This window comes from Rhodopirellula halodulae, from assembly GCF_020966775.1.
In the GTDB taxonomy this organism is placed as follows: domain Bacteria; phylum Planctomycetota; class Planctomycetia; order Pirellulales; family Pirellulaceae; genus Rhodopirellula; species Rhodopirellula halodulae.
The window spans coordinates 784,634-803,946 of the sequence record NZ_JAJKFV010000029.1; the positions used below are offsets into that span (position 1 = coordinate 784,634).

Here is a 19,313-nt window from a genome sequence, read left to right on the forward strand (position 1 = left end):
AGTGGGGCCGTGGCCGTCGATGACTCCGCGAACGGGTTTCGCTGGATCGGAACGGATCAGAACGAGTCGGCTTCGATCGTTTCCCGCATGGCCGCGGTGCCGAGTGCACCCCATATGCCGTAGGGACTCTCGATACCGGGCTGGTCAATGAAGCCGTTCTGGTTGCCCGACTCGATCGAGTCGGTGATGAACCGAACCGCTCCGTCCCCCAGCAAAACATGAACACCGCCAGGGTGGCGGCTGCCGGCTGTGTGAGTTCCCTCACGGCCGTCCGAGTTGTGGGACTGGCAACTCTCTTTGTTTGGCGGACGAATGGTATTGATTCCGGTGTACATCCCGAGGGCACACATCCAACGATGGCCACGGTTCCATTGATCCGCTCGCCCGTAATTCAAGTTCGCAGAAGGAAGATAGAACTGAGGACGTTGAGGATCGATCGCGTTGGTGGTGCACTTTGCGTGAGTCGGGTTTGTGAAGACATCGCCGTTGTCGATGAAGACCGGCTGCGCGATGATTTCGCGATTACCGGCGTCGGTGCAGAGTTCGCCCATCATGATGGTGTTCGACAATCCATCGAGTACATCTCTAAAGGCGGTTGCTCGACGATTCTTGAACATTCCGCGAAGGTATTGATTGGCCGCGGTCGGATTGCCATCCGTGCCGTTGTCGTTGATGCCTCCGCGGTCAGTCCAGTTGATTCCGTCGCCCATGCATGCCCCGTAATTGTTCATGCCGAACTGACCCGCCGATGCAACGGTCGGATCGCTGGGGCAGCGGAAAGTCCCGACGGTCGTTCGCCACGGATCGTAGCCGGTGTTCCAAGGTGCTGGTCCCATGGCGGGATAGTTGGTCCCGTTGGACGACACATACGGATTGCTAATTTGTTCCCACAGAGCCTGCTGCTCAATGAACGGCGTCATGGGAACCAGGATGCTAAGCATCAACCAGTTGTCAGGACCATTGGCAACGTGTGCAGTCCCGCCGGCGTGCTGAGGCAAGCGGTTGTAGGCCGAATGGTAATTGTGAAGGGCGAGGCCCATCTGTTTCATGTTGTTGCTGCACTGCATTCGCCGTGCGGCTTCTCGTGCAGCTTGGACTGCCGGCAACAGCAATCCAACCAGCACGCCAATGATGGCGATGACCACGAGCAACTCGACCAGAGTGAACCCGCGATGCGAAAGTCTAGGTCTCATCGTGAACTCTTTGAAAAGGGAATGAAAAGGGAGACGGAGAAAGAAGTCAGGATCAGGTGCATCCTGCTTTGGAGACATTTTGCGTGGTAAAAAATCGTATTTGAATTTGGCTTATTGCCGATCTTTCATAGACGGTTGGCTGTAGTGTTCTTGCTGAGCCTGTTGTTCTTCCTCAGTCATTGGGGGAGGTGGGGCGGTTGTGGTGACCGATGTGTCAGCGCCGCATCCCGCGAGGACTGCCGTGAATAACAGCGTGGAGAGCAATGTTTTTGTTGGTTTCATGGATTTTTGCGTCTTGAATGGAGAACCGTGGACGGCGAAAAGTGAGTGCTGGTGGCAGCGTTGAATGGGGATGACGCTAATTTAATCTAGGTTTCCCTTAACTTGCGTCAGCGGATAAATATCTTAGTCTATGTCGTTCTCTGAAATGATCAATAACAGGATGGTTGTGTTTTTTTACGGTGTGGTTGACGGCGAAGCGAAGAAGGTGATGCGGTGAACCGAAATCAGGGCCGAGCAAATCAGCAAGGCAAACAGCCCAATCAGCAGGAGCGTGAAACGAACTCGGGCGGTCGCAAACGAGTTGTTTGGTGGTTGTCGGCGCTTTTGTTGCTCGTTGCTGGAGTCTCCGTCACGCGGGTTTGGTGGCGGCAATCCCGCGAGGATCAATTTCGTGAGTCAATCAAGATCGCCAGCGAGAACCAACGCTGGGGACGAGTTGCCGCGGTCGCCAGCATGTGGCGTGAGTATCTGCCCGATGACCCCGAGGCTAACTATGCCGCGGGGCTGGCCGCATGGATGCGAGGTGACGAAGCGACGGCTGTTCAGATGATGGAAGCCATTGATGAAGATCACCCCGTGTTTGCGCAGCGATGCGTTCTTTTGGCAAAGATCCGTTCCAGCGAAAAGCATCTACCAGCGGAGCCCATCGAGTTGCTGCAGAAAGCCATTCAGCTTGATCCGACCGTTGTTGAACCGCGTCGCTTATTGCTCCGCCAGTACGGATTGACGTTGCAGCACGACAAGGTTGCATCGATCGTCGATAACGCAATCAAAGCGGAAGCGGATGCTCCGGCCATGTACGTGTATTTGATGGCACCATCCATCGTGACCTACAGCGATGGCGAATCGTTGGCAAGCAGTTGGGCGGCCATTGCGAGGCACGCTGGGAACGCGGACGAAGCACGCGACTACGAAGTGATCGCCTACTGTCACGCGGCGCAGGCCAATCGATTGAATGAAACCGAATTGGAAACAACTCGCGAACAGTTCGACTCTGGCGGAAAGGCTTTGGATGACCGTTTGGATCAATTGTCAGAAAAGTATCCAACGCATGTGGAATTGATTCTCGAGCAAATTCGCCGGGCTTGGGTCAATGGTGACTCGCAGGCAATGCGACGCTGGTTGTCTCAGGTGCCCGCTTCCGAATTCGATGACCCGCGACCATGGAGATGGAAAGGGGCGATGCATGTGATGCAGGAGGAGTGGCACGAGGCGGAAGTGGCGTTGCGAGCAACGGTTGAACGAAACCCCTACGACTGGATCGCACTGCACCAATTGGGCAACGTCATGGCAAGACAAGGAAAGACGGAAGAGTCACAGCGATTCCTGACGCGTGGAGCATTAGGAAATCAGGTTCGGCGGGAAATTGTGGATCTGTCGCACATCAATCAGCTCACACCTTCGCTGCTTGCAAAGATGCAACGATACGCTGATTTAGCGGGGCAACCTCATGTTGCCGAACGATTGGCTAAGTTGCTCGAAAGGGTGTCCCCATGAATGCGAGGTGGTTTGTTGGTTTGACAGCAATCGTCATGTTCGTCGGTTGTTCCAAGCAAGGATCGGAGTCCACTGTTGAAGAACAGCCAGAAACCTCGAAGTCAACGCAGACGGAACCGATGGACCGACTGTTCGGTGACCTCCAAATGGCCGACGAAGATGCACCCGTCAAGGTCGGAAGCGATGAAGACAAGGTGCAGACGCTGAGCCGTTCAGTTCAGCTACGTGACGTGGCGAAAGAACTCGGGGTGAACTTCACTTACCGCACGGGGCAACAAGCCGATCTGTGGATGCCGGAGTCAATGGGAGGCGGTGTCGGTGTGGCGGACTTTGATCTGAACGGTCTGCCTGACATGGTTTTTTCGCAAGGCGGAGCTGGAAGGCCCGGCAACTTGCCAGAGGAACCCGGTGTGATTTTGTTTCGAAATCGGTCGGGAGCGAACTTTGTCCGAAGCGATGAAGCTTTTGTTGATCCACGTTCGGAATACGGACAGGGGGTGGCAATCGGAGACTTCAATGCGGATGGTATTGAGGATGTCTATCTCACGACCACCGGAAAGGATCGTCTGTTTCAAAATGAAGGCGACGGTACCTTCCGAGATGTCACCCACCAGGTCTTCCCGAGTCCGAATGACCGGTGGAGCACTTCGGCCCAGTGGGCGGACCTGAATCGTGACGGTCTGCTCGATTTGTATGTTTGCAACTATCTGCAATACGACATGATCGGTGCACCGGTCTGTCGTGATGGTGATGGGGAGGCTCGACTGTGCCGGCCTCAGGAGTTTGCCGCTTGGGACAACCGAGCATTCATCCAGCAAGGCGACGGAAGGCTGCTGGATGAGGCGTCCCAACGAGGGCTCGTTGGCGAGGATGGAAAGAGTTTGGGGGTGGCGATTGCGGACCTGAATCAAGATGGCCATTTGGACGTCTATGTCGCGAATGACACGACGGCGAATTTTTATTTTCGTGGTAGCGAATCCGGCGTCTCGGTGGAAGAAGCGGTTCTCCGCGGGTGTGGAACGAACCTGCAAGGCCAGTTCGAAGCTGGGATGGGCGTCGCGATGGTGGACGTGGACCGAGACGGTTGGTTAGACGTGTTTTGCACCAACTATTTCAACGAGTCCAACACGCTGTATCGCAATCTCGGGTTGGCTGGGTTCCAAGATGCGACATCGAAGTTTGGTTTGCGGACGCCTTCGTTGTCGGTGCTGGGTTTCGGAGCGGTTTTTGCCGATCTGAACCATGATGGCATGGATGAGTTGGTGGTGACCAATGGTCATGTCGACAATCACCCTCGCAACCAGTTGCAGAAGATGCCGCCGCAGTGTTTCGCGATGGTGGGAAGCCAGTTTCGCGAAATGAGCGAGACGTCCGGCGCATTCTTTGAGACAGCAAAGATCGGGCGTGGAATGGCGAAATGTGATTTCGACCAAGATGGTGATCTCGATTTGGTGGTGGTTCACCAAAACAGTCCGGTCGCTTTGCTGGAGAATCAATCGGGCCTCGTCGCAGAAAGGCCCAATGACAGCGGATGGCTGCAGTTAAACTTAGTTGGTGTGCAATCGCCACGGCAGGGCCAAGGCGCGAAGGTAAGCGTCACGCAGGGCGATCAAGTTTGGTATCAGGAGCTGTCAGGGGGCGGCACGTATCTGTCCACCGACGAAAAGCGTTTGCACTTCGGCTTTCCAGAGAACTTCCCCGTCCAAATGGAGGTGCAGTGGCCGAGTGGCTCCCTTCAACGCTTGAGCAACGTTGAGTTGGGACAGGTGCTCTTCGTGGTTGAAGGCACCTGATCGAAAGGATTTAATCGGTCGGCTCGTGGCCACGGTGGTCGGTGCCCGCGGTGCCCCGTGCTTGGGGGAAGCTACTTGCTGGGGCGGCGAATGGCCTGGTCCCGTGGGATGGGGCTTCCCAGGTTCGGAGTGCCGTCATCATCCACCGACATCGGCTGCAAGTGGATCACCCGTTTCCATCCAGGCGTTCGATCAACCTTGGAGTGAAAGACATGCCACCACTCCTGCTGATCGATTGTTGGTGCGAAGCAAGAGTGCCCTACCCCGAAGACTTCTTCCGTGCTTTGGAATGCCGGTTGGGGATGCTTTTTCCAGGACGCCGGGTCGAGTGGATCATCCCCAATCAGCTCCAGGCGCCCCAGTTTGTAGGTGGGCAGCCATGAAGCCGCGCAGGAATAGAAAACAAAGGTTCGGTCGTTGGCTTGAAAGACTTCAGGACCTTCGTTGAGGCCACGTTGTGACGGATCCGGTTCGACTCGCTCCCAAAGGTAATCGTCGTTGTCACAAACTCGCACGCGAGGACCGGACATTTCCGTCGGCGACTTCATGGGGGCAATGTAGAGGTACTGATTGTCGCTGCCCGGTTTGTCCCATCCCGACCAGAGTGCGTACAGCTTTTCATTGTGTTCGAGCACGGTCATGTCGATCGCCCACACGTTCGGTGATCGGCCGTCTTCGCCATCGCCCGTGGCGAATGGGCCGTGTAAATCGTAGGAGCCAAATGGATCCTTGGTTTGGGAGACGAGGACGTATGCCAAGTGATTCGCATTGTCGCCGTCGGATGCGGCGAAGTAGACGTGCCAGCGTTCGTTGATCAGGTGAAGTTCCGGTGCCCAGACCTCTTTGGAGTAAGGACCTTGGTCAGGAGCCGTCCAGATCAGATGCTCCGTTCCCATGGAAGTCAGGTCGGGGCTCTCGCTCAGGATGATTCCTCGGTCATTGGCCGATCGGCACCAAAGATAGCGAGAGTTCGCTTCGTCCAGGACCACCCAAGGATCCGCCGCTTTCGCGATTGGATTGGTGAAATGGGATGTGGGATCCAATGCGGTGGAATCCTCGGTTCGGCCAATCGACATCCAGGCCAACAGGGTCAGGAAGGTCGCCGCGACGATGCGTGGCGTAATCAAGGTGGAAATGCCGTGGGATTTCATGATTGGTCGCTGCGATTGCACGGATGACAGGTTTTTTTGTGGCAAAGAAACTTTGTCATCGTAGTCTGGGCGAACTTTACGAAACAGTCGCCGACCCACGGCTCGCGAAAAATCGCAACACGGCTGTCATTTGCCGCATTCGACCGAAGGGTGCTACTTCATCAGCACGCGGCGGATAAATCCATGTTGCTGGTGGGCAGATCCGACGCACCAGACTTCCTGGATATCCAGGTGTCGGAACGTCTTGTCGGCTTCCTCAAACAGTTTGCGAAGACGTGCCCGAATGACTTCATGCTTTTCGCGAATCTCTTCGTCGACCTCGTGCGGTTTCGCAATCGCGGCCAGGTTCCGTTTGGATTGCTCCGCTTCCTCTGCGGTGATTTTGCAACGACGAGCGGCAATCGCGGTGGCATCTTCGCCTCCGCTCTCATACGACCAGAACCAAACGGAAACGGGCGAGATCAGGAGCAGCGTCGTTTTCGAGGCCCCGATATCGACCAAGGCCAATGTCGGTTGTTTACCAAGTGAAGTGATTGATTGGTTGGCGTTCGTCGCGACGGTCTCTTCCTCTTCGTCACCCTTTTTTTTCTTCTTCTTTGCAGGCTTCTCTTCCGGCAGGTCGAGCGTTTCTGAAAACTCAAACGCAGCGAAGTTGGCCAGAGCAATTGATTCGGGAACCATCCCGTCTAACTTCAGCCCCGCCAATCCAAGGAGATCTGTTCGGCGACTGACGGCGAGATTCGTTGCGGCAGACATCACAACGGGGCGTCCGATCACACTTTCCTTTTGAAGAGGCGCGCACCAAGTCAGCAAAGCCAAGTCATCGCTCGCGATCGGGATTCGAGTCTTCACTTCTGTTTCGATCAGCTTGTCCGCATCCTTGTCCTTGACGGGCGGAAGTTCGCAGAAACGCGCGACACCGTCGCAGGCCGGCAGGTTGGCGAACACGAGCGTGTCGTCGACGTTGATTTCCTCCAACAACCGGGTGACCGCTTCCGGGATCAATTCAGTCGCCGTCTTGGATCCACCGCGGCAAGTGGGCTGTTTGAACTCAAGTTGGTGGACGGCTTCGACGATTGGTTCGTCGACGCCTTTTTCGAGTCGGATTTTGACCGCATGAATGGCGGAAGAACCAATGTCGATTCCCCAGGCTGGTTTTGCTTTCGAAAAGCCCAGTTTGGACATCACTCCTTTCTTGGGAAGCAGATTTCCCGTGATGCGTGTTCGTCCCAAGGCGTGCAACGCCAAACCGATGGCGGCCGCATAAGGTGCGAAGCTGGACGGACGTTCGCTCAATTCGTCTAGCTTGAGAGATTGTGGGTTGGCAAACACGCCGACGCGTCCGCCCAGCCAGCTTTGGTTCTTGCCCCGCCAATTGGCGAGGCCATCGCGGGCGGTGGTGCGTTTGGATTTGACCGCTTGGGAAAGTTGCTTCACGCACTCGGCGGCTTTCCCATCAGATGGAAATTCTTTCGCGTATCGCATCGCAAGCCGGCCCAGTGCGTTGCTGGCGAACGGTTCGACATCGAACTGTTTTGACAGCCAGCATGCCATGTCACTGCGGCGGTACAGTTGGTCGTACTGATCGTTGTGGCAAATGGTGGGCAGCGAAGTCAGCAAGTTTCGAGCGGCTTCGTATTCCTGTCGAGAACAAAGCTTGTTTGCTCGGCGGAGCAGTTTGTCGCCGACTTGCTGCGAAAGTTGTTGGTACTTGGCATTCTCCGGCTCCAGTTCGAGCAACTGCTGAAGCAAGCCAGCGACTTGGGAGTAGTTCTTTTCTTCCAAGCATTGTTGCAGTTCGCTTTGGAGTGCCCGCAACTGATCGAGGTGAACTTGGCTGCTTTGCCGGATTCGCTTGGACTCATCGTCCAGCAGGTTTTCGGGGACTTGTGCCAAGAGCTTCACCGCGGCGGAAAGATTGTTCTGCGCGTGAGCTTCTTTGGCCGCAGCGATTCGCTGGTTGGCTTTGCTGTGGACTTTCTCCTGCAGAACTTCCACTTTCTCTTTCGCTGCTGCGGCTTGATCACGAAGAGATTGAAAACGGTAGTCGTTGTTTTGTGCCAAGCGATTCAGGATCGCCAATGCTCGTTCGTACTCGTGCTCTTTGGCGGCGGTGACGGCGTCGGTGAGCTTCGTTTCTTGTTCGGTCAGTCGCTGTTTCAACCAGACCGAGAGGTCTTGCCCGCATCCCACGCAGAATTTTTGCGAAAGGCTGACGGGGTCTCCGCATTGCACACATTTCTCGTACAGCGAGTGACCACACCCGCCACAGAATTGGGCTTCCGCCGCATTGAGATGGTTGCACGCACCGCAGGCTAGCGAGGCGGAGGTTGAAGACGAAACGGACATCGAGGGGAACCCAGGGAGTACGTCTGAGGAACGAATCCACTGAGCTTAGTGATGTCGCGAAAGCCGGGAAGGCTTCGTTTTATTGGTTCACAGACGTCACACCGAATGTTCACGTCTTCTTCATTTTTGCCCGCGGGACGGGGCCGACATCGTGGCAGGGCAAGTCTGGTAACGAGCTGAGAAACAGTCGTCCGTAGGGTTTGGACCGGATGCGAGGATCCAAGACAACCACCATGCCCGAGTCATCGCGTGTGCGAATCAAACGGCCGAAGCCCTGGCGAAATTTAATGACCGCTTCGGGCAGTTGATAATCGGGAAACGGATGTCCGCCACGAGCTCGGATCGTTTCCAGCCGAGCTTCCAGCAATGGGTGGTCCGGGACCGAAAATGGAAGCTTGGTGATGATCACATTGGTCAACGCATCGCCGGGAACGTCGACGCCCTGCCAAAAGCTGTCTGTTCCCAGCAAGATGCCTCGCGGGTCTTTTCGGAACGATTCGAGCAACTGCGTGCGGTTCTGTTCTCCGGCTTGACTGTACAACCGCAGGTCACGTTCGATGCACCACGACGTCAACGCATCCGCGCATTTGCGGAGCAATGAGTAGCTGGTGAACAACACAAACGCGTGGCCGTCGGTGTGGCCTGCGAAACGTTTGATCTGTTCGGGCAACGCTGATTCAAACTCGTCTCGTTTGGCCGATGGATCGGGTAATCCACGGACGATGATCAGCTTGGCTTGTTTCTCGTAGTCGAAGGGACTGCCGACCTGGAGTGATCGCCCGGTGGTCAGTCCAATTCGACTTCGGAAGAATTTGAACTTGTCCTCCTCACCCGTGGCGAGCGTTGCGCTGGTCATGATCACCGATCCGATGTCTTCGTTTTGAAAGACTTCTTCTCGAAGCGTTTGTCCGATGTCGATGGGGGAAGCCGATAGCGAAACACGATCCAAACCGCGCTTGCTGCCTGAGGATTCGACCCAATACACGGATTCTTGTTTCAACGATTGATCGAGCCATTCCCGCAGTCCGCCCGCCAGTGCCAGCAGTCGATCATGAGCCGATTGGAAGTCTTGGCGATCGGAATCGTTTTCCTGTCCATCCGCGTGTGCACGCAATCGACGCGCGAGGATTTCCATTGGTTCGCTGAGTGGATTTGGTACCAACTCCGGATGATGCACTCGCCCATTGCGTGAACGCGATTGCTGCATCCAATCCAAAATGCTCGCGAACATTTCACTGGCGGCAAAGCGGCAGCGATCGACTTGCTTTTGCAGCGCCTCCAACTTGTGAGCGACGAGCAAGCCTTTTTGTTGACGATCGTTATAAAGACGATCAAACAGGTAGTCGAATTGGCCGCTGGTCAAACGGATGCCCAGATGGTCGCCGGCGACCGATTCGATCGTATGGCATTCATCGAGAATGATGGCATCGTAGTCCGGCAGCAACGAAACGCCTTGACGTCGCATGGCGATGTCGGTGAACAACATCGCGTGGTTCACGATCAGCAACTGAGCATGCTGGGCACGTCGGCGTGCTTTGAAATAGAAGCAGTCCTTGAAGTGATCGCACTTGTTGCGAAGGCAATTGCCCGTGTCACTGCGGACTTCATCCCAAACTTGGTTGTCGGGTTTCAACGGCAGCGTGGACAGAGATCCGTCGGCCGTGTCTTTGGACCATTTTCGGATGTCCCGCAGTTGTTGCATTTGAAAGTCGTTGGCCATCAGAGAGACCGACTTTTCAACCGCACGTCCCATCCGACGCAGTGAAAGATAGTTGCTTCGACCTTTGACCAAGACCGCCGAGAATTCGCGAGGGATCACGCTGTTGAGAAGCGGGATGTCTTTGCCGATCAGTTGTTCTTGCAAGCTGATCGTGTGCGTGGACACCAGTACTCGGCGAGGTCGGTCCGCGTCGTCGTTTTGTTCGACGGCGGGGCGGATGCGATCGTCCACCGGTTCAGATGACTTCTTGGGTTTGCCGGATTCTTGTTGGTCGTTGGTGGCGTGCAGAATGGCCGCGGCCAAGTAGGCAAAGCTCTTGCCCGTACCCGTTCCGGCTTCCACGACGAGGTGCTCGCGATCGGTGAGGGCCGACGCGACCTCGCGGGCCATCTGCAATTGTTGCTCGCGAGGTTCGTACCTTGGCAAGCGACGGCTGATGCTGCCGCCCGGTCCGAGGATGGAATCGATCGAAAGTGGTTCGCTCACGAAGAAGCCTGGTCCGCATCGTTGGTCAGGGATCGATCATACAGACGATGAGTTTTGGAGCGGGTGGCTCCTCCACGTTCGATCGTTCCGCGAGAAAGCTGGTTGCTTTCGAGAACCCATGAGAACTCGCCCATTTGGATGCCAAAGTCGATCGCTTCAGGAAGGATCTTGTAGAGCGTGACCAAACCGAGGCCCCACTTTTGGTATTCCGGCAAGACGTTGGCGCTGACCAATCGCAAACGTGTCAGTTTCTTTCGACCCAGCAAGAGCTTCAGCCAACCGAAGGGGAAGAGCTTGCCACCGATTTGTTTGATCAGTGGGTTGTAGTCCAACAGGCCGAAGCCGGCCCCGACGGGTTTGCCTTCGATTTCGGCGATGCTGGTCAGGCGAGGCAGCAGCAAGTTTTTCAGGCCTTTGCTCTGTTCCACCACTTCCTGTTCGCTCATCGGGACGTAGCCCCAAGTTTGTTGGAGCGATTGATTGTAGATGTCCAGGAAGACTCGCACGTCGGCATTGAAGTTGTTCGAAGCGATGGGGCGACACTTGACATTGAAACGCCGTGTCGATTCTTCGATCACGAACATCAGTTTTGGATCAAGTGTTTCCAGGATGTCGATCGAGGCTTCGTAGCTGTATAGGTCTTGGGTTTTCTCAAAGCCCGCCGCCGTGATCAGCCGTTCGTAGTATTCATGGTTGTAAGGAATCAGGAACGTGGGCGGCGTGTCGAAGCCGTCGACCAGCAGCCCAACCTCGTAGTTCAGGCTCGGATGAGCTGGGCCGCGGACTGCCGTCATGCCTCGTTCTTTGAGCCACTCGGCCGCGGTGTTAAGCAACACAATCGCGGCTTCTTCGTCGTCTTCGCATTCAAAGAAACCGAAGAACCCACGCTTCTCGTCGTGGTAATGATTGTGAGCGTGATTGACGACCGCCAAGACCCGGCCGACCACACGATCGCCCCGTCGCACCAAGAACGTTTGGCCTTCGGCGTCGTCATAAAACGGGTGGTGTTTGAATCCGACCAGTTTGACTCGTTCGCTCCAAAGTGGCGGCACCCAATTGGGGTCGTCTTGGTAAAGCCGTTTTTCGAGGTCGAGAAACGCTTTTTGGTCTTTGCGTCCGGAAACGGGTTGGCACAACACCTTTGCGGACATGCGAGCGGTCTTGGGGGTTGGAGAACGAGGCTGAGCGGGTAATCGCTAGAAGATAGCAGAATCGGGATGTTTCTCCCATTCAAACGAAGGTGTAAAAGGGGGCTCCCATGGAAACAATACGAAGTCTGCAAAATGCATCGATCCGACGAATTGCCTCGCTGCGAAAGTCTCGCCGGCGGAGAGCCGCGGGGGTGGTGTTGGTCGACGGTCCGCGTGAAACATTGCGCGCGATCGAAGCTGGATTGAAGATGATCGGGTTTTACGAGATCGAACCCAAATCCGACCCGGAAGCGGAGCGGCAAACCGAGCGAGAGATGCCTGAGCAAGCTCCGGCACGCGAGCATGCGATTGCAAACCGGGTGCATCGCTACGTGACCGCCGACGTCTTTCGAAAGATCGCCTACACGTCGTCGACGGATCGATGTGTCGCTGAGTTTGAGTCTCCTGACAATGCATGGAAACGTGTGCGAGATGGTGTTGAGGCGAGGAGCGGATTGATACTGGTGCTCGATCAAGTCGAGAAGCCGGGAAACTTGGGGGCGGTCTTTCGAACGGCCGATGCGGCGGGAGTCTCTGCGGTTTTGCTAGCAGATTGCCCGTCGGATCAATTCAACCCCAATGCCATCCGAGGATCGCTCGGTGCCGTGTTCACCGTGCCGTCGGCGGCGGGAACCGAAACCGAGGTGTCAGCGTTTCTGCGGGAACACGGATACCGCGTCGCCGCGATGCGCGTGGAGGGTTCAAAGCCTCTATTTGAAAGCGATTTGACGGGAAAGGTCGCCGTGGTTTTGGGCAGCGAGGCCGACGGACTGGGCGATCGTTGGGGCGGCGATGAGATTCATCCCGTGGCGTTGCCGATGGCGGGTCACGTGGACAGTTTGAACGTTTCCGTGTCGGCGGCGATCGTTGCCTACGAAGCTGTTCGGCAAAACGCAGCTTCGTAAGCCCCCGTGAGCGGGCTGGGTTCCGCGATTCTTTTTAAGTGAGTGAACAAACGGCTGGTATGGCCGGTGATCCTCAAACGTGTGGGTTTGGCGGGTTCAATTGGCACCAATGTCAATACTGTTCCAACAGATCCAAGTGTTCGATCTGTCAAAATCGTTAATGCCGGCACCACCCGACGACGATACAGAAGGTGTTCGATGGTCCAGCGATTCATTTCGGCTGGGATCGAACGCGGAAAATGTGCCGGGGGGGTGCATGATCCCAAAAAGATCGTGAGCGTAAGGATCCGCCATGCTGATTGGCAAAACCGTGAAACCAATGGGCTCGACTCGAAGTGTTTGCATCTGCAAACGTGAGCGATTGGCTCGTTGGCTGACCCAAACCATCGTTGCCGGCGGTTGCCTCGCTGCGAGTCAACTGATCACTCAGCCGCTGATGGCCAACGAAGCCAGCCAAGCCCTGCCGCCAATTCGTTTGGTCTCGGGCACGATCCACAGCAACCCATTTGTTGCCCCTTCTCAAAGCAGCAAGGAAGTGGCGGCTGGCAGTCGCGTCAACTTAATTCAAAGCAACGGCAACGTGACCGCGGACGGACACGCGGTCTTGCACCCGATTCGACAAACCTCTGACCAATCGATGTCAGAGATCAAGCTGAAGTCGATTGGAACGGCGGTTGGCTTGCTGCCAATCGGTGCTCCTGCCACGGAGCATCAGCCGTTGGTGGTCGAACCGGCTCCTGTGCCTCAGCCGAAAATCAATCCACATGCACAACCGGATTATGACCGCGTGCAGTCGAATGAAATGGTGATGGTCGCTCCTTCGATGGCCGCCGTCCCACAACAGCATGCCTCGGTGCAGACGCCACCGACCAACATCCCTGCAGAGCCCGTGTGGCAGCCCGCCATGCAACCTGTAGCGGAGCCGGTTGAAGCTCCCGCCAAGACAGTTCTTGCAACTCCTGTCGATCCTGCTCCTTCAGCGGTAGCGGCGACCGACTCCGATTCATCCGAGCCCATCGAGTTTTCTCTCAACGATGCGTCCGGCTTCGAAAATGAATCCGCGGAGGACGTGTCACTGAGTTTCTCCGACTTCGATGAGCCGTCGCTCGATAGGAGCTTGGCCAGCGAGGTGGAGGAAGGCGCGGTCGCCGACGAGGTGCGTTTGCCGGAGGCCGTGAAGTTGCCCGAGCCTTTCAATATCACCTCGGCAAAGAAAGTGGAGTTGCCCGCAACGCCGGTGGTGTCGAAAGAAACGCTACCTCGGTTGCCGCTGCCTGTTCATATCAATTCACCAACGAGTTTGATGGCCGAGCAAGCTCCTGCGGCTCCGCGGATGCCTGTCAAGATTGAGACGCCTTCGTCGCTGGAATCCGTGAAGATGGATCCGGTTCCGACTGCACCACGTCATCGTGCAGCGGTTGCTGTGGAAGCACCACCGATGGTTGCCGTTGCGAAACGCAAGGCGTCCAAAGCATCAACGGCTTCGCGAGTCAGTGCCGCCCCGATTGTTCCCGCTGCGTTGGCTGGGCACCGTGATTCGGTGAACACGGTCGTGGCGAGCCAGCAGCTTCCAGTTGATGAATCCATCACCGCCACTGTTCAGTGCGAAGCGGAAGATGTGACCTCGCTCAGTGTTGATGGGATCATCCGAGGCGTCACGGTCGACGACGAATCCATCGCTCAGGTGATCAGCACCAACAGTCGGCACCTGCGGCTGATTGGGATCCGTCCCGGAACCACACGTGTGATGGTCGAGCGACTCGAAGAAGGTTCACAGGAACCCGTTCGCGAAATTTATCTGCTCAACATCGCCTCGGCCGCGAAACAGAACGCTCGATCCAGTCAACAGGAGCAATCCTTGATGTCGGTGATCGAAGACAAGTACCGCACCGCATCGGTGCAACTGACGCGTCAAGACGATCGCATTCTCGTTGAAGGAGCTTGCGACAGTGTCGAGGACGCGAAACAGATCGTTCGATTGATTCGAAAGACCTATCTGGTTCCGGTGGAAGATCAGCTGATCATTCGCTAGTTCCCGTTTTCACTGTCCAACCTACCACTACCCAACCACCGTCGGTCACCGTGCCGCTTTGTTCGTCCTGAGGTTCAATTATGAACAACAACTGGTTCCCTCGATTCGCCGCACGAATGTTCGGCACGCTTGCCGCGGTTGGTATGGCATGGTCGGGTTTGGGCGTTGAAACCACCCAAGCTCAGCAAGTCAACTCAATGCAGTCGGCCAACACGCTGATGCACGAAGGACAAGCATTCCGAGTGGTGCAGGCGTCCGATCCCGCCGCGGCCGGATGGAACTTGGACGCGTTCCAGACCGCGACCGATTCGAGCTCTTCCGCGTTTGGAAGTCAGATCGCTCAAGTCGGGCATCGCCACCATGTTCAGTCCTGCGGCAGTTGCGGCACCCAGTGCGGCGGAAGCTGCGGTTCGGTGGGCTACGGTGGCGTCATGGCATGTCCGACCTGCGATCCTTATCGCTACGCCACGGTCGAAGCCTTGTACATGCGACGTGAAGGAATCGACAACTTCACCTTGGCTCGCGACTTCGCGCTTGATGATCCTGACTTTGAGTGGGCTCCCCGGATCACTGTGGGGGTAGTGCCTGACTGCGTAAACGGGTTTGAAGTCGGCTTCACGGGGGTCTTGAACTGGGAGTCCGACGTGTCTGACACCACGGGAAACCTCGTTACTTTATTGCAACCAGGTGCTGGTGTTTCACTCGATCGATTCGGTGCAATCGGAGACGAAGCTGAGTCGCAACGACAAATCTATGATTCCCGCTTCTGGTCGGTTGAAATGAACCGAACCATGATGGCTTGGGACGTTGCAAAGCTCTCGATTGGCGGCCGATACGTCGATTTTGTAGAAGAACTGAATTACACCAGCTACAACGGTATTGCTCCATTCGACGAAACCGAAACTGGCATCTTGCGTAATTCAGCTGAGAATCGGCTGATTGGTTTGCAGGTCGGGGCCGATATTTTTAACCCAATCGGAAGATTCTCATCAAGCTACGTTAGGGCTAGGGCCGGTGGCTATCTGAACCTCGCAGAGTCCGACATCTTTATTAGCGATGCAAACACACGTCAAGTTTCAGGATCAAATAGTTCATCTGAGTTCAGCGGTCTGTTCGAATTCGGAACGGGCGTCCGCTACCAAGCCGGTGAGATCTTCGCCGTGCGTGGTGGTTTCGAAGCTTGGTACCTCACCGGCGTCGCGACGTCGGAAGAACAAATCAGCTCGGCGACCGTGACTCCAACCTTCGGACGCTCGTTGATCGCCGATGACGATGTCTTCTTCATCGGTTTGACCTTCGGTGCTGAACTGAAGTATTGAGCTGAAGCACTCAGCTGAAACGCTGAGCAAAGCGGCATCCGCCGCGAACATGACAGACGAAACGCGACTCACCGGTCAGATCCTTCGGGAACTGATCGGTGTTTGTCATTTCTTATCGCGTCGAATCTTCTTCTGCAGCCACCGTTTCGCGGAATTGCTGGGGCCACTGCTCTGCGAATCGGAGGGACGTTTGGTTTGTGCGATGCTGTTCTCGATGATGCGAGTCTTGGTTCGCTCGAGGTCTTTGCCGCACTCGGGGCAATGGGTGGGCGGTTGGTTGACGCGAACGTTGCAGTTGGGGCAGTAGTGTTCAATCGTTGGGCGGCGAGCCGCTTCAAACAATCCACCCACCTCGGATGCGGTGAACCAATTGGAGTCGTCCTTGCGGATCTTGGTTTCCGCAACCACGGAACCGTCGCGCACCAAAGCCAGCAATTCAGCGGGCTTCAGGGGGCCGAGTTGTTCATCGCCTCTCTGAACAAACCAAACGGACATGGTCAAATGGACTCAATGTGGAGACTGCGTCGTCGTCGCTCGGAACGCCGAATGTCATCGATCAATCCAGCCACTTCGCCGACCTTGTTGATTCCGATCAGTTCCAATTCTGGGTCGCTGCGATCCGAGCTGGTGATCGAAATCGTACCGACTTGAAAGATCCGTTGGATGGGGCCTTGCTGATAGCTGACGTCGTCAATGTCGATGACTTCGATCCGGTCGGTGCGGCGTGTCAGGATGCCGGTTTTGTGAATGAAACGTTGGCTGGTCAGTTCATAGTGCACGCCCAAGCGTTTGGCTGCGTAGCTGAGTCCGACCAGGATCCAAAGAACTGCGATCACGATCAGTGCGATTCCAAACGTGAGCTGTTCAATGAAACCCGCGGCAACCAACAAACCGATGCTGATCAATGTCAAACCTATCCATGAACCGACCATCGCTTTGGGGCTGTAGCCGCCTTCCCAAAGCGTTTCTTCCGGTTCGTGGTCATCCAGAGAACGCTTGCTGGCCGCGGCCTCTTCGAAACGTTGCCGCGGTGTTCGGTCATCAGCGGGTGATGTCGGTGGAGTCGACGACGCGGCCGGTGCCAATGGATCCGCAGCCGTTGGTTCCGTTGCCGAATCGGGAGTGGTTGGATCGTCCGTTGGTTTGCCCGTGTCAGTCATCGTTGAGTCGTTCCTGTTGATTCAATTCGAAGGTGGTGGTCCAAACGGAGGCGATTCGACGCGGTTGCAAAAGAGAAAATGCCGTGCCGCTGAAGAACCTCACGCGTATCCCTGGCCGAAGCTGTTGCTGTTGGGGGCGCGACGCGAAGGTCGCAAGGCCCCAGAAGGTCACAAGGTCGAGGATTGCTGAACCAGACACCTCGCATCCGAAGACGTTCTGGACGATCATAGCACACCTGCGAAAGACTCGTGAATGATGCTGGACCGCTTCGACCACGCGATAAAATTCTCGAAGAACTTTCCGAGCAGGACGTCCGCGTTGCTGACCTCCGCCGATTGAATGCCCGATTGCACATTGAAAACACCACTTTCGACCGCCAATGCGTTGCCCGTTTTGCCATTCCGATAACGACAAAGTCCTGGATTCACGGACGGCGGAGGCTGGGTACGTGGTTCGGCGGAAGCGGCTCTGCCAAACCTGCCAGCGGCGTTTCACAACGCTGGAACAAATTGATGCCTTGAACGTGCGAGTGGTCAAGAGCGACGAAACTCGCGAACCGTTTGACCGCGAAAAAATCAAGCGTGGGATCGAGCGAGCGTGTTCGAAACGGGAAGTGACCAGCGACGAAATCGAACGCACGGTCCAAAAAATTGAAGAAGCCATTTACGCCGAATTTGACATGGAAATTCCAACGGCAAAGATCGGCGAAGTGGTGTTGCGAAAACTGGCCGCCTTGGATGAAGTCGCCTACATCCGTTTTGCCAGCGTGTATCGAGAATTTGATGACGCGAAAGACTTTTTGCAAATCGTTTCGAATCTTCAACGTGACGCTCAATCGGAAGGTTCTTGATGAGTCGTCGTACACCGCTGGCGTGGAAGAACTTGATTGGCAACCCGGCGCGGCTGTGCATCGCAGCGGCGGGAGTCGGATTCGCGGCGGTGTTGATGTTCACTCAAAACGGATTTCGAAACGCTTTGTTGGACAGTCCGGTTCAGCTCATCGAAGTGATCGATTGCGAGTTGGTTGCGATCAGTCCCGCACGTTACATGTTGCCGGTGGATGAGCGGTTCCCGCGGTCTTTGTTGCGTCGCGTGAAAGCGGACGATGCCGTCGCCGATGTGCAAGCGTTGTTGGTCGAACGCACGATGGCTCGTGTGCGAGTCGCGGGAAGTCCCGCGCGGCCCATTCGTGTGATTTCGGTACCCGACGAAACGCTGCCTGCGGCATCCGAGAGGGCCGCCGAGGATTCTTCGACAAAGACCAAACGCACTTGGTTGAACATTCCGGGACTGGACGAGAATCGGGTTCAACTTCGACGACCCGGGACGGCGCTGGTCGATCGCAAGACACGCTCGGAGTACGGTTTCGATTTCGAGTCTTTCGGCTTCCAGCCATCCGGCGCTCCCGCCGAGCAAAGCATTGAGTTGTCGCAACAGTCGATCGAGTTGGTGGGAGCGTTCACACTGGGAACGGATTTTGCCAACGAAGGATCGCTCTTGATCGCCGAGTCATCGTTCCCTACGTACTTCCCTCGACGTGGCATGGGGAAACCGTTGCAGGTCGTCGACCTGGGGCTGATTCGTCTGCACGAAGGGCATTCGCCAGGAGAGGTTGCCAAACGCTTGACGCAAATGGCCGAAGGGCAATGGCAAGTGATGACCCGAGAACAAATTCGCGATCGTGAGCAAACATTCTGGAGCGAACAAACGCCCGTTGGGATGATCTTCCTGATCGGGACACTGATGGGGTTCGCGGTGGGAATCATCATTTGCTACCAAATTCTCTTCACCAATTTGCAAGACGCGATGTCGGAGTATGCGACGTTGAAGGCGATGGGGTATCCCAACCGGTACTTCGTTGGGTTGGTGATTCGGCAATCGGTGTATTTGTCGGTTCTCGGTTTCATTCCCGCGGTTTTGATCGTGCTGGGACTGTTCCGGGTTTTGGAGTCGCTGACGGGATTGCCGATGGCACTCACGCTGCCCCGAGCCGCTTCGGTGTTGGCCCTGACAACGTTGATGTGTCTGATCAGCGGTTTGTTGGCTCTGAGGAAATTGGTCCGAGCGGATCCCGCCAGCCTGTTCTGAGCACGTTGCTGCTCTGGGCTTCCCCAGAACCGACCATTTTCCCGCTCTGGGGCGAGCCAAACATTCTCCTCTGCACTTTTCACGGGAATCGTCGTCGCACTGGTCGCTGGTGAACCGCGGGCGATACAATGAGACTCGACGCATCGG

At 56.0% G+C, this 19,313-nt stretch carries 14 protein-coding genes; 7 read left to right on the forward strand and 7 right to left on the reverse strand.

Features of this window, described 5'->3' with window-relative positions; genetic code table 11:
- Window positions 1–56: 56 nt before the first annotated feature.
- Complete coding sequence (locus tag LOC70_RS15860) at window positions 57–1,193, reverse strand: DUF1559 domain-containing protein (RefSeq protein WP_230254983.1); 1,137 nt, start codon at window positions 1,191–1,193, stop codon at window positions 57–59.
- A 495-nt stretch (window positions 1,194–1,688) separates the two neighbouring features.
- Here LOC70_RS15860 and LOC70_RS15865 point away from each other — a divergent pair, with 495 nt between their 5' ends.
- Together LOC70_RS15865 and LOC70_RS15870 are read left to right on the forward strand one after the other, a co-directional pair.
- On the forward strand, window positions 1,689–2,972 hold the full coding sequence (locus tag LOC70_RS15865; RefSeq protein WP_230254984.1) for a tetratricopeptide repeat protein: 1,284 nt from the start codon (window positions 1,689–1,691) through the stop codon (window positions 2,970–2,972).
- Window positions 2,973–3,091: 119 nt separating this feature from the next.
- The gene (locus LOC70_RS15870) at window positions 3,092–4,765 is read left to right on the forward strand and encodes a CRTAC1 family protein (protein ID WP_230254985.1); all 1,674 of its coding nucleotides are present in this window, start codon (window positions 3,092–3,094) and stop codon (window positions 4,763–4,765) included.
- Window positions 4,766–4,836: 71 nt separating this feature from the next.
- Here LOC70_RS15870 and LOC70_RS15875 read toward each other — a convergent pair whose 3' ends face one another.
- From LOC70_RS15875 to LOC70_RS15890, 4 genes are all read right to left on the reverse strand, one after another.
- On the reverse strand, window positions 4,837–5,916 hold the full coding sequence (locus LOC70_RS15875) for a glycoside hydrolase family 43 protein (RefSeq protein WP_315857268.1): 1,080 nt from the start codon (window positions 5,914–5,916) through the stop codon (window positions 4,837–4,839).
- A 153-nt stretch (window positions 5,917–6,069) separates the two neighbouring features.
- A complete protein-coding gene (pilM, locus tag LOC70_RS15880) occupies window positions 6,070–8,265 on the reverse strand; it encodes a pilus assembly protein PilM (protein ID WP_230254986.1) in 2,196 nt (731 codons plus the stop codon).
- Between the two features lie 109 nt (window positions 8,266–8,374).
- Entirely contained in the window at window positions 8,375–10,471 is a 2,097-nt protein-coding gene (locus LOC70_RS15885) for an ATP-dependent DNA helicase (protein WP_230254987.1), read from the reverse strand.
- Entirely contained in the window at window positions 10,468–11,622 is a 1,155-nt protein-coding gene (locus tag LOC70_RS15890) for an N-acetyltransferase (protein ID WP_230254988.1), read from the reverse strand. The genes LOC70_RS15885 and LOC70_RS15890 overlap by 4 nt, the downstream gene beginning before the upstream one ends.
- 107 nt (window positions 11,623–11,729) lie before the next feature.
- On the opposite strand from LOC70_RS15890, the gene LOC70_RS15895 reads away from it, so the two are divergent.
- From LOC70_RS15895 to LOC70_RS15905, 3 genes are all read left to right on the forward strand, one after another.
- Window positions 11,730–12,566 (forward strand): RNA methyltransferase, encoded by an 837-nt coding sequence (locus LOC70_RS15895; RefSeq protein WP_230254989.1) that lies wholly within the window; start codon window positions 11,730–11,732, stop codon window positions 12,564–12,566.
- Between the two features lie 292 nt (window positions 12,567–12,858).
- Window positions 12,859–14,598: a pilus assembly protein N-terminal domain-containing protein gene (locus LOC70_RS15900; protein ID WP_230254990.1), complete on the forward strand. Its 1,740-nt coding sequence runs from the start codon at window positions 12,859–12,861 to the stop codon at window positions 14,596–14,598.
- Between the two features lie 116 nt (window positions 14,599–14,714).
- Complete coding sequence (locus tag LOC70_RS15905; protein WP_230254991.1) at window positions 14,715–15,917, forward strand: hypothetical protein; 1,203 nt, start codon at window positions 14,715–14,717, stop codon at window positions 15,915–15,917.
- 105 nt (window positions 15,918–16,022) lie between these two features.
- Here LOC70_RS15905 and LOC70_RS15910 read toward each other — a convergent pair whose 3' ends face one another.
- Together LOC70_RS15910 and LOC70_RS15915 are read right to left on the reverse strand one after the other, a co-directional pair.
- Window positions 16,023–16,412, reverse strand: a complete 390-nt coding sequence (locus LOC70_RS15910) for a GYF domain-containing protein (protein ID WP_230254992.1) — start codon at window positions 16,410–16,412, stop codon at window positions 16,023–16,025.
- 2 nt (window positions 16,413–16,414) lie between these two features.
- Complete coding sequence (locus LOC70_RS15915) at window positions 16,415–17,077, reverse strand: PH domain-containing protein (protein ID WP_230254993.1); 663 nt, start codon at window positions 17,075–17,077, stop codon at window positions 16,415–16,417.
- A gap of 380 nt (window positions 17,078–17,457) precedes the next feature.
- On the opposite strand from LOC70_RS15915, the gene nrdR reads away from it, so the two are divergent.
- Both nrdR and LOC70_RS15925 read left to right on the forward strand, forming a co-directional pair.
- Window positions 17,458–17,928 (forward strand): transcriptional regulator NrdR, encoded by a 471-nt coding sequence (nrdR, locus tag LOC70_RS15920; RefSeq protein ID WP_230254994.1) that lies wholly within the window; start codon window positions 17,458–17,460, stop codon window positions 17,926–17,928.
- Window positions 17,928–19,166: an FtsX-like permease family protein gene (locus tag LOC70_RS15925; protein WP_230254995.1), complete on the forward strand. Its 1,239-nt coding sequence runs from the start codon at window positions 17,928–17,930 to the stop codon at window positions 19,164–19,166. The genes nrdR and LOC70_RS15925 overlap by 1 nt, the downstream gene beginning before the upstream one ends.
- Window positions 19,167–19,313: the final 147 nt, after the last annotated feature.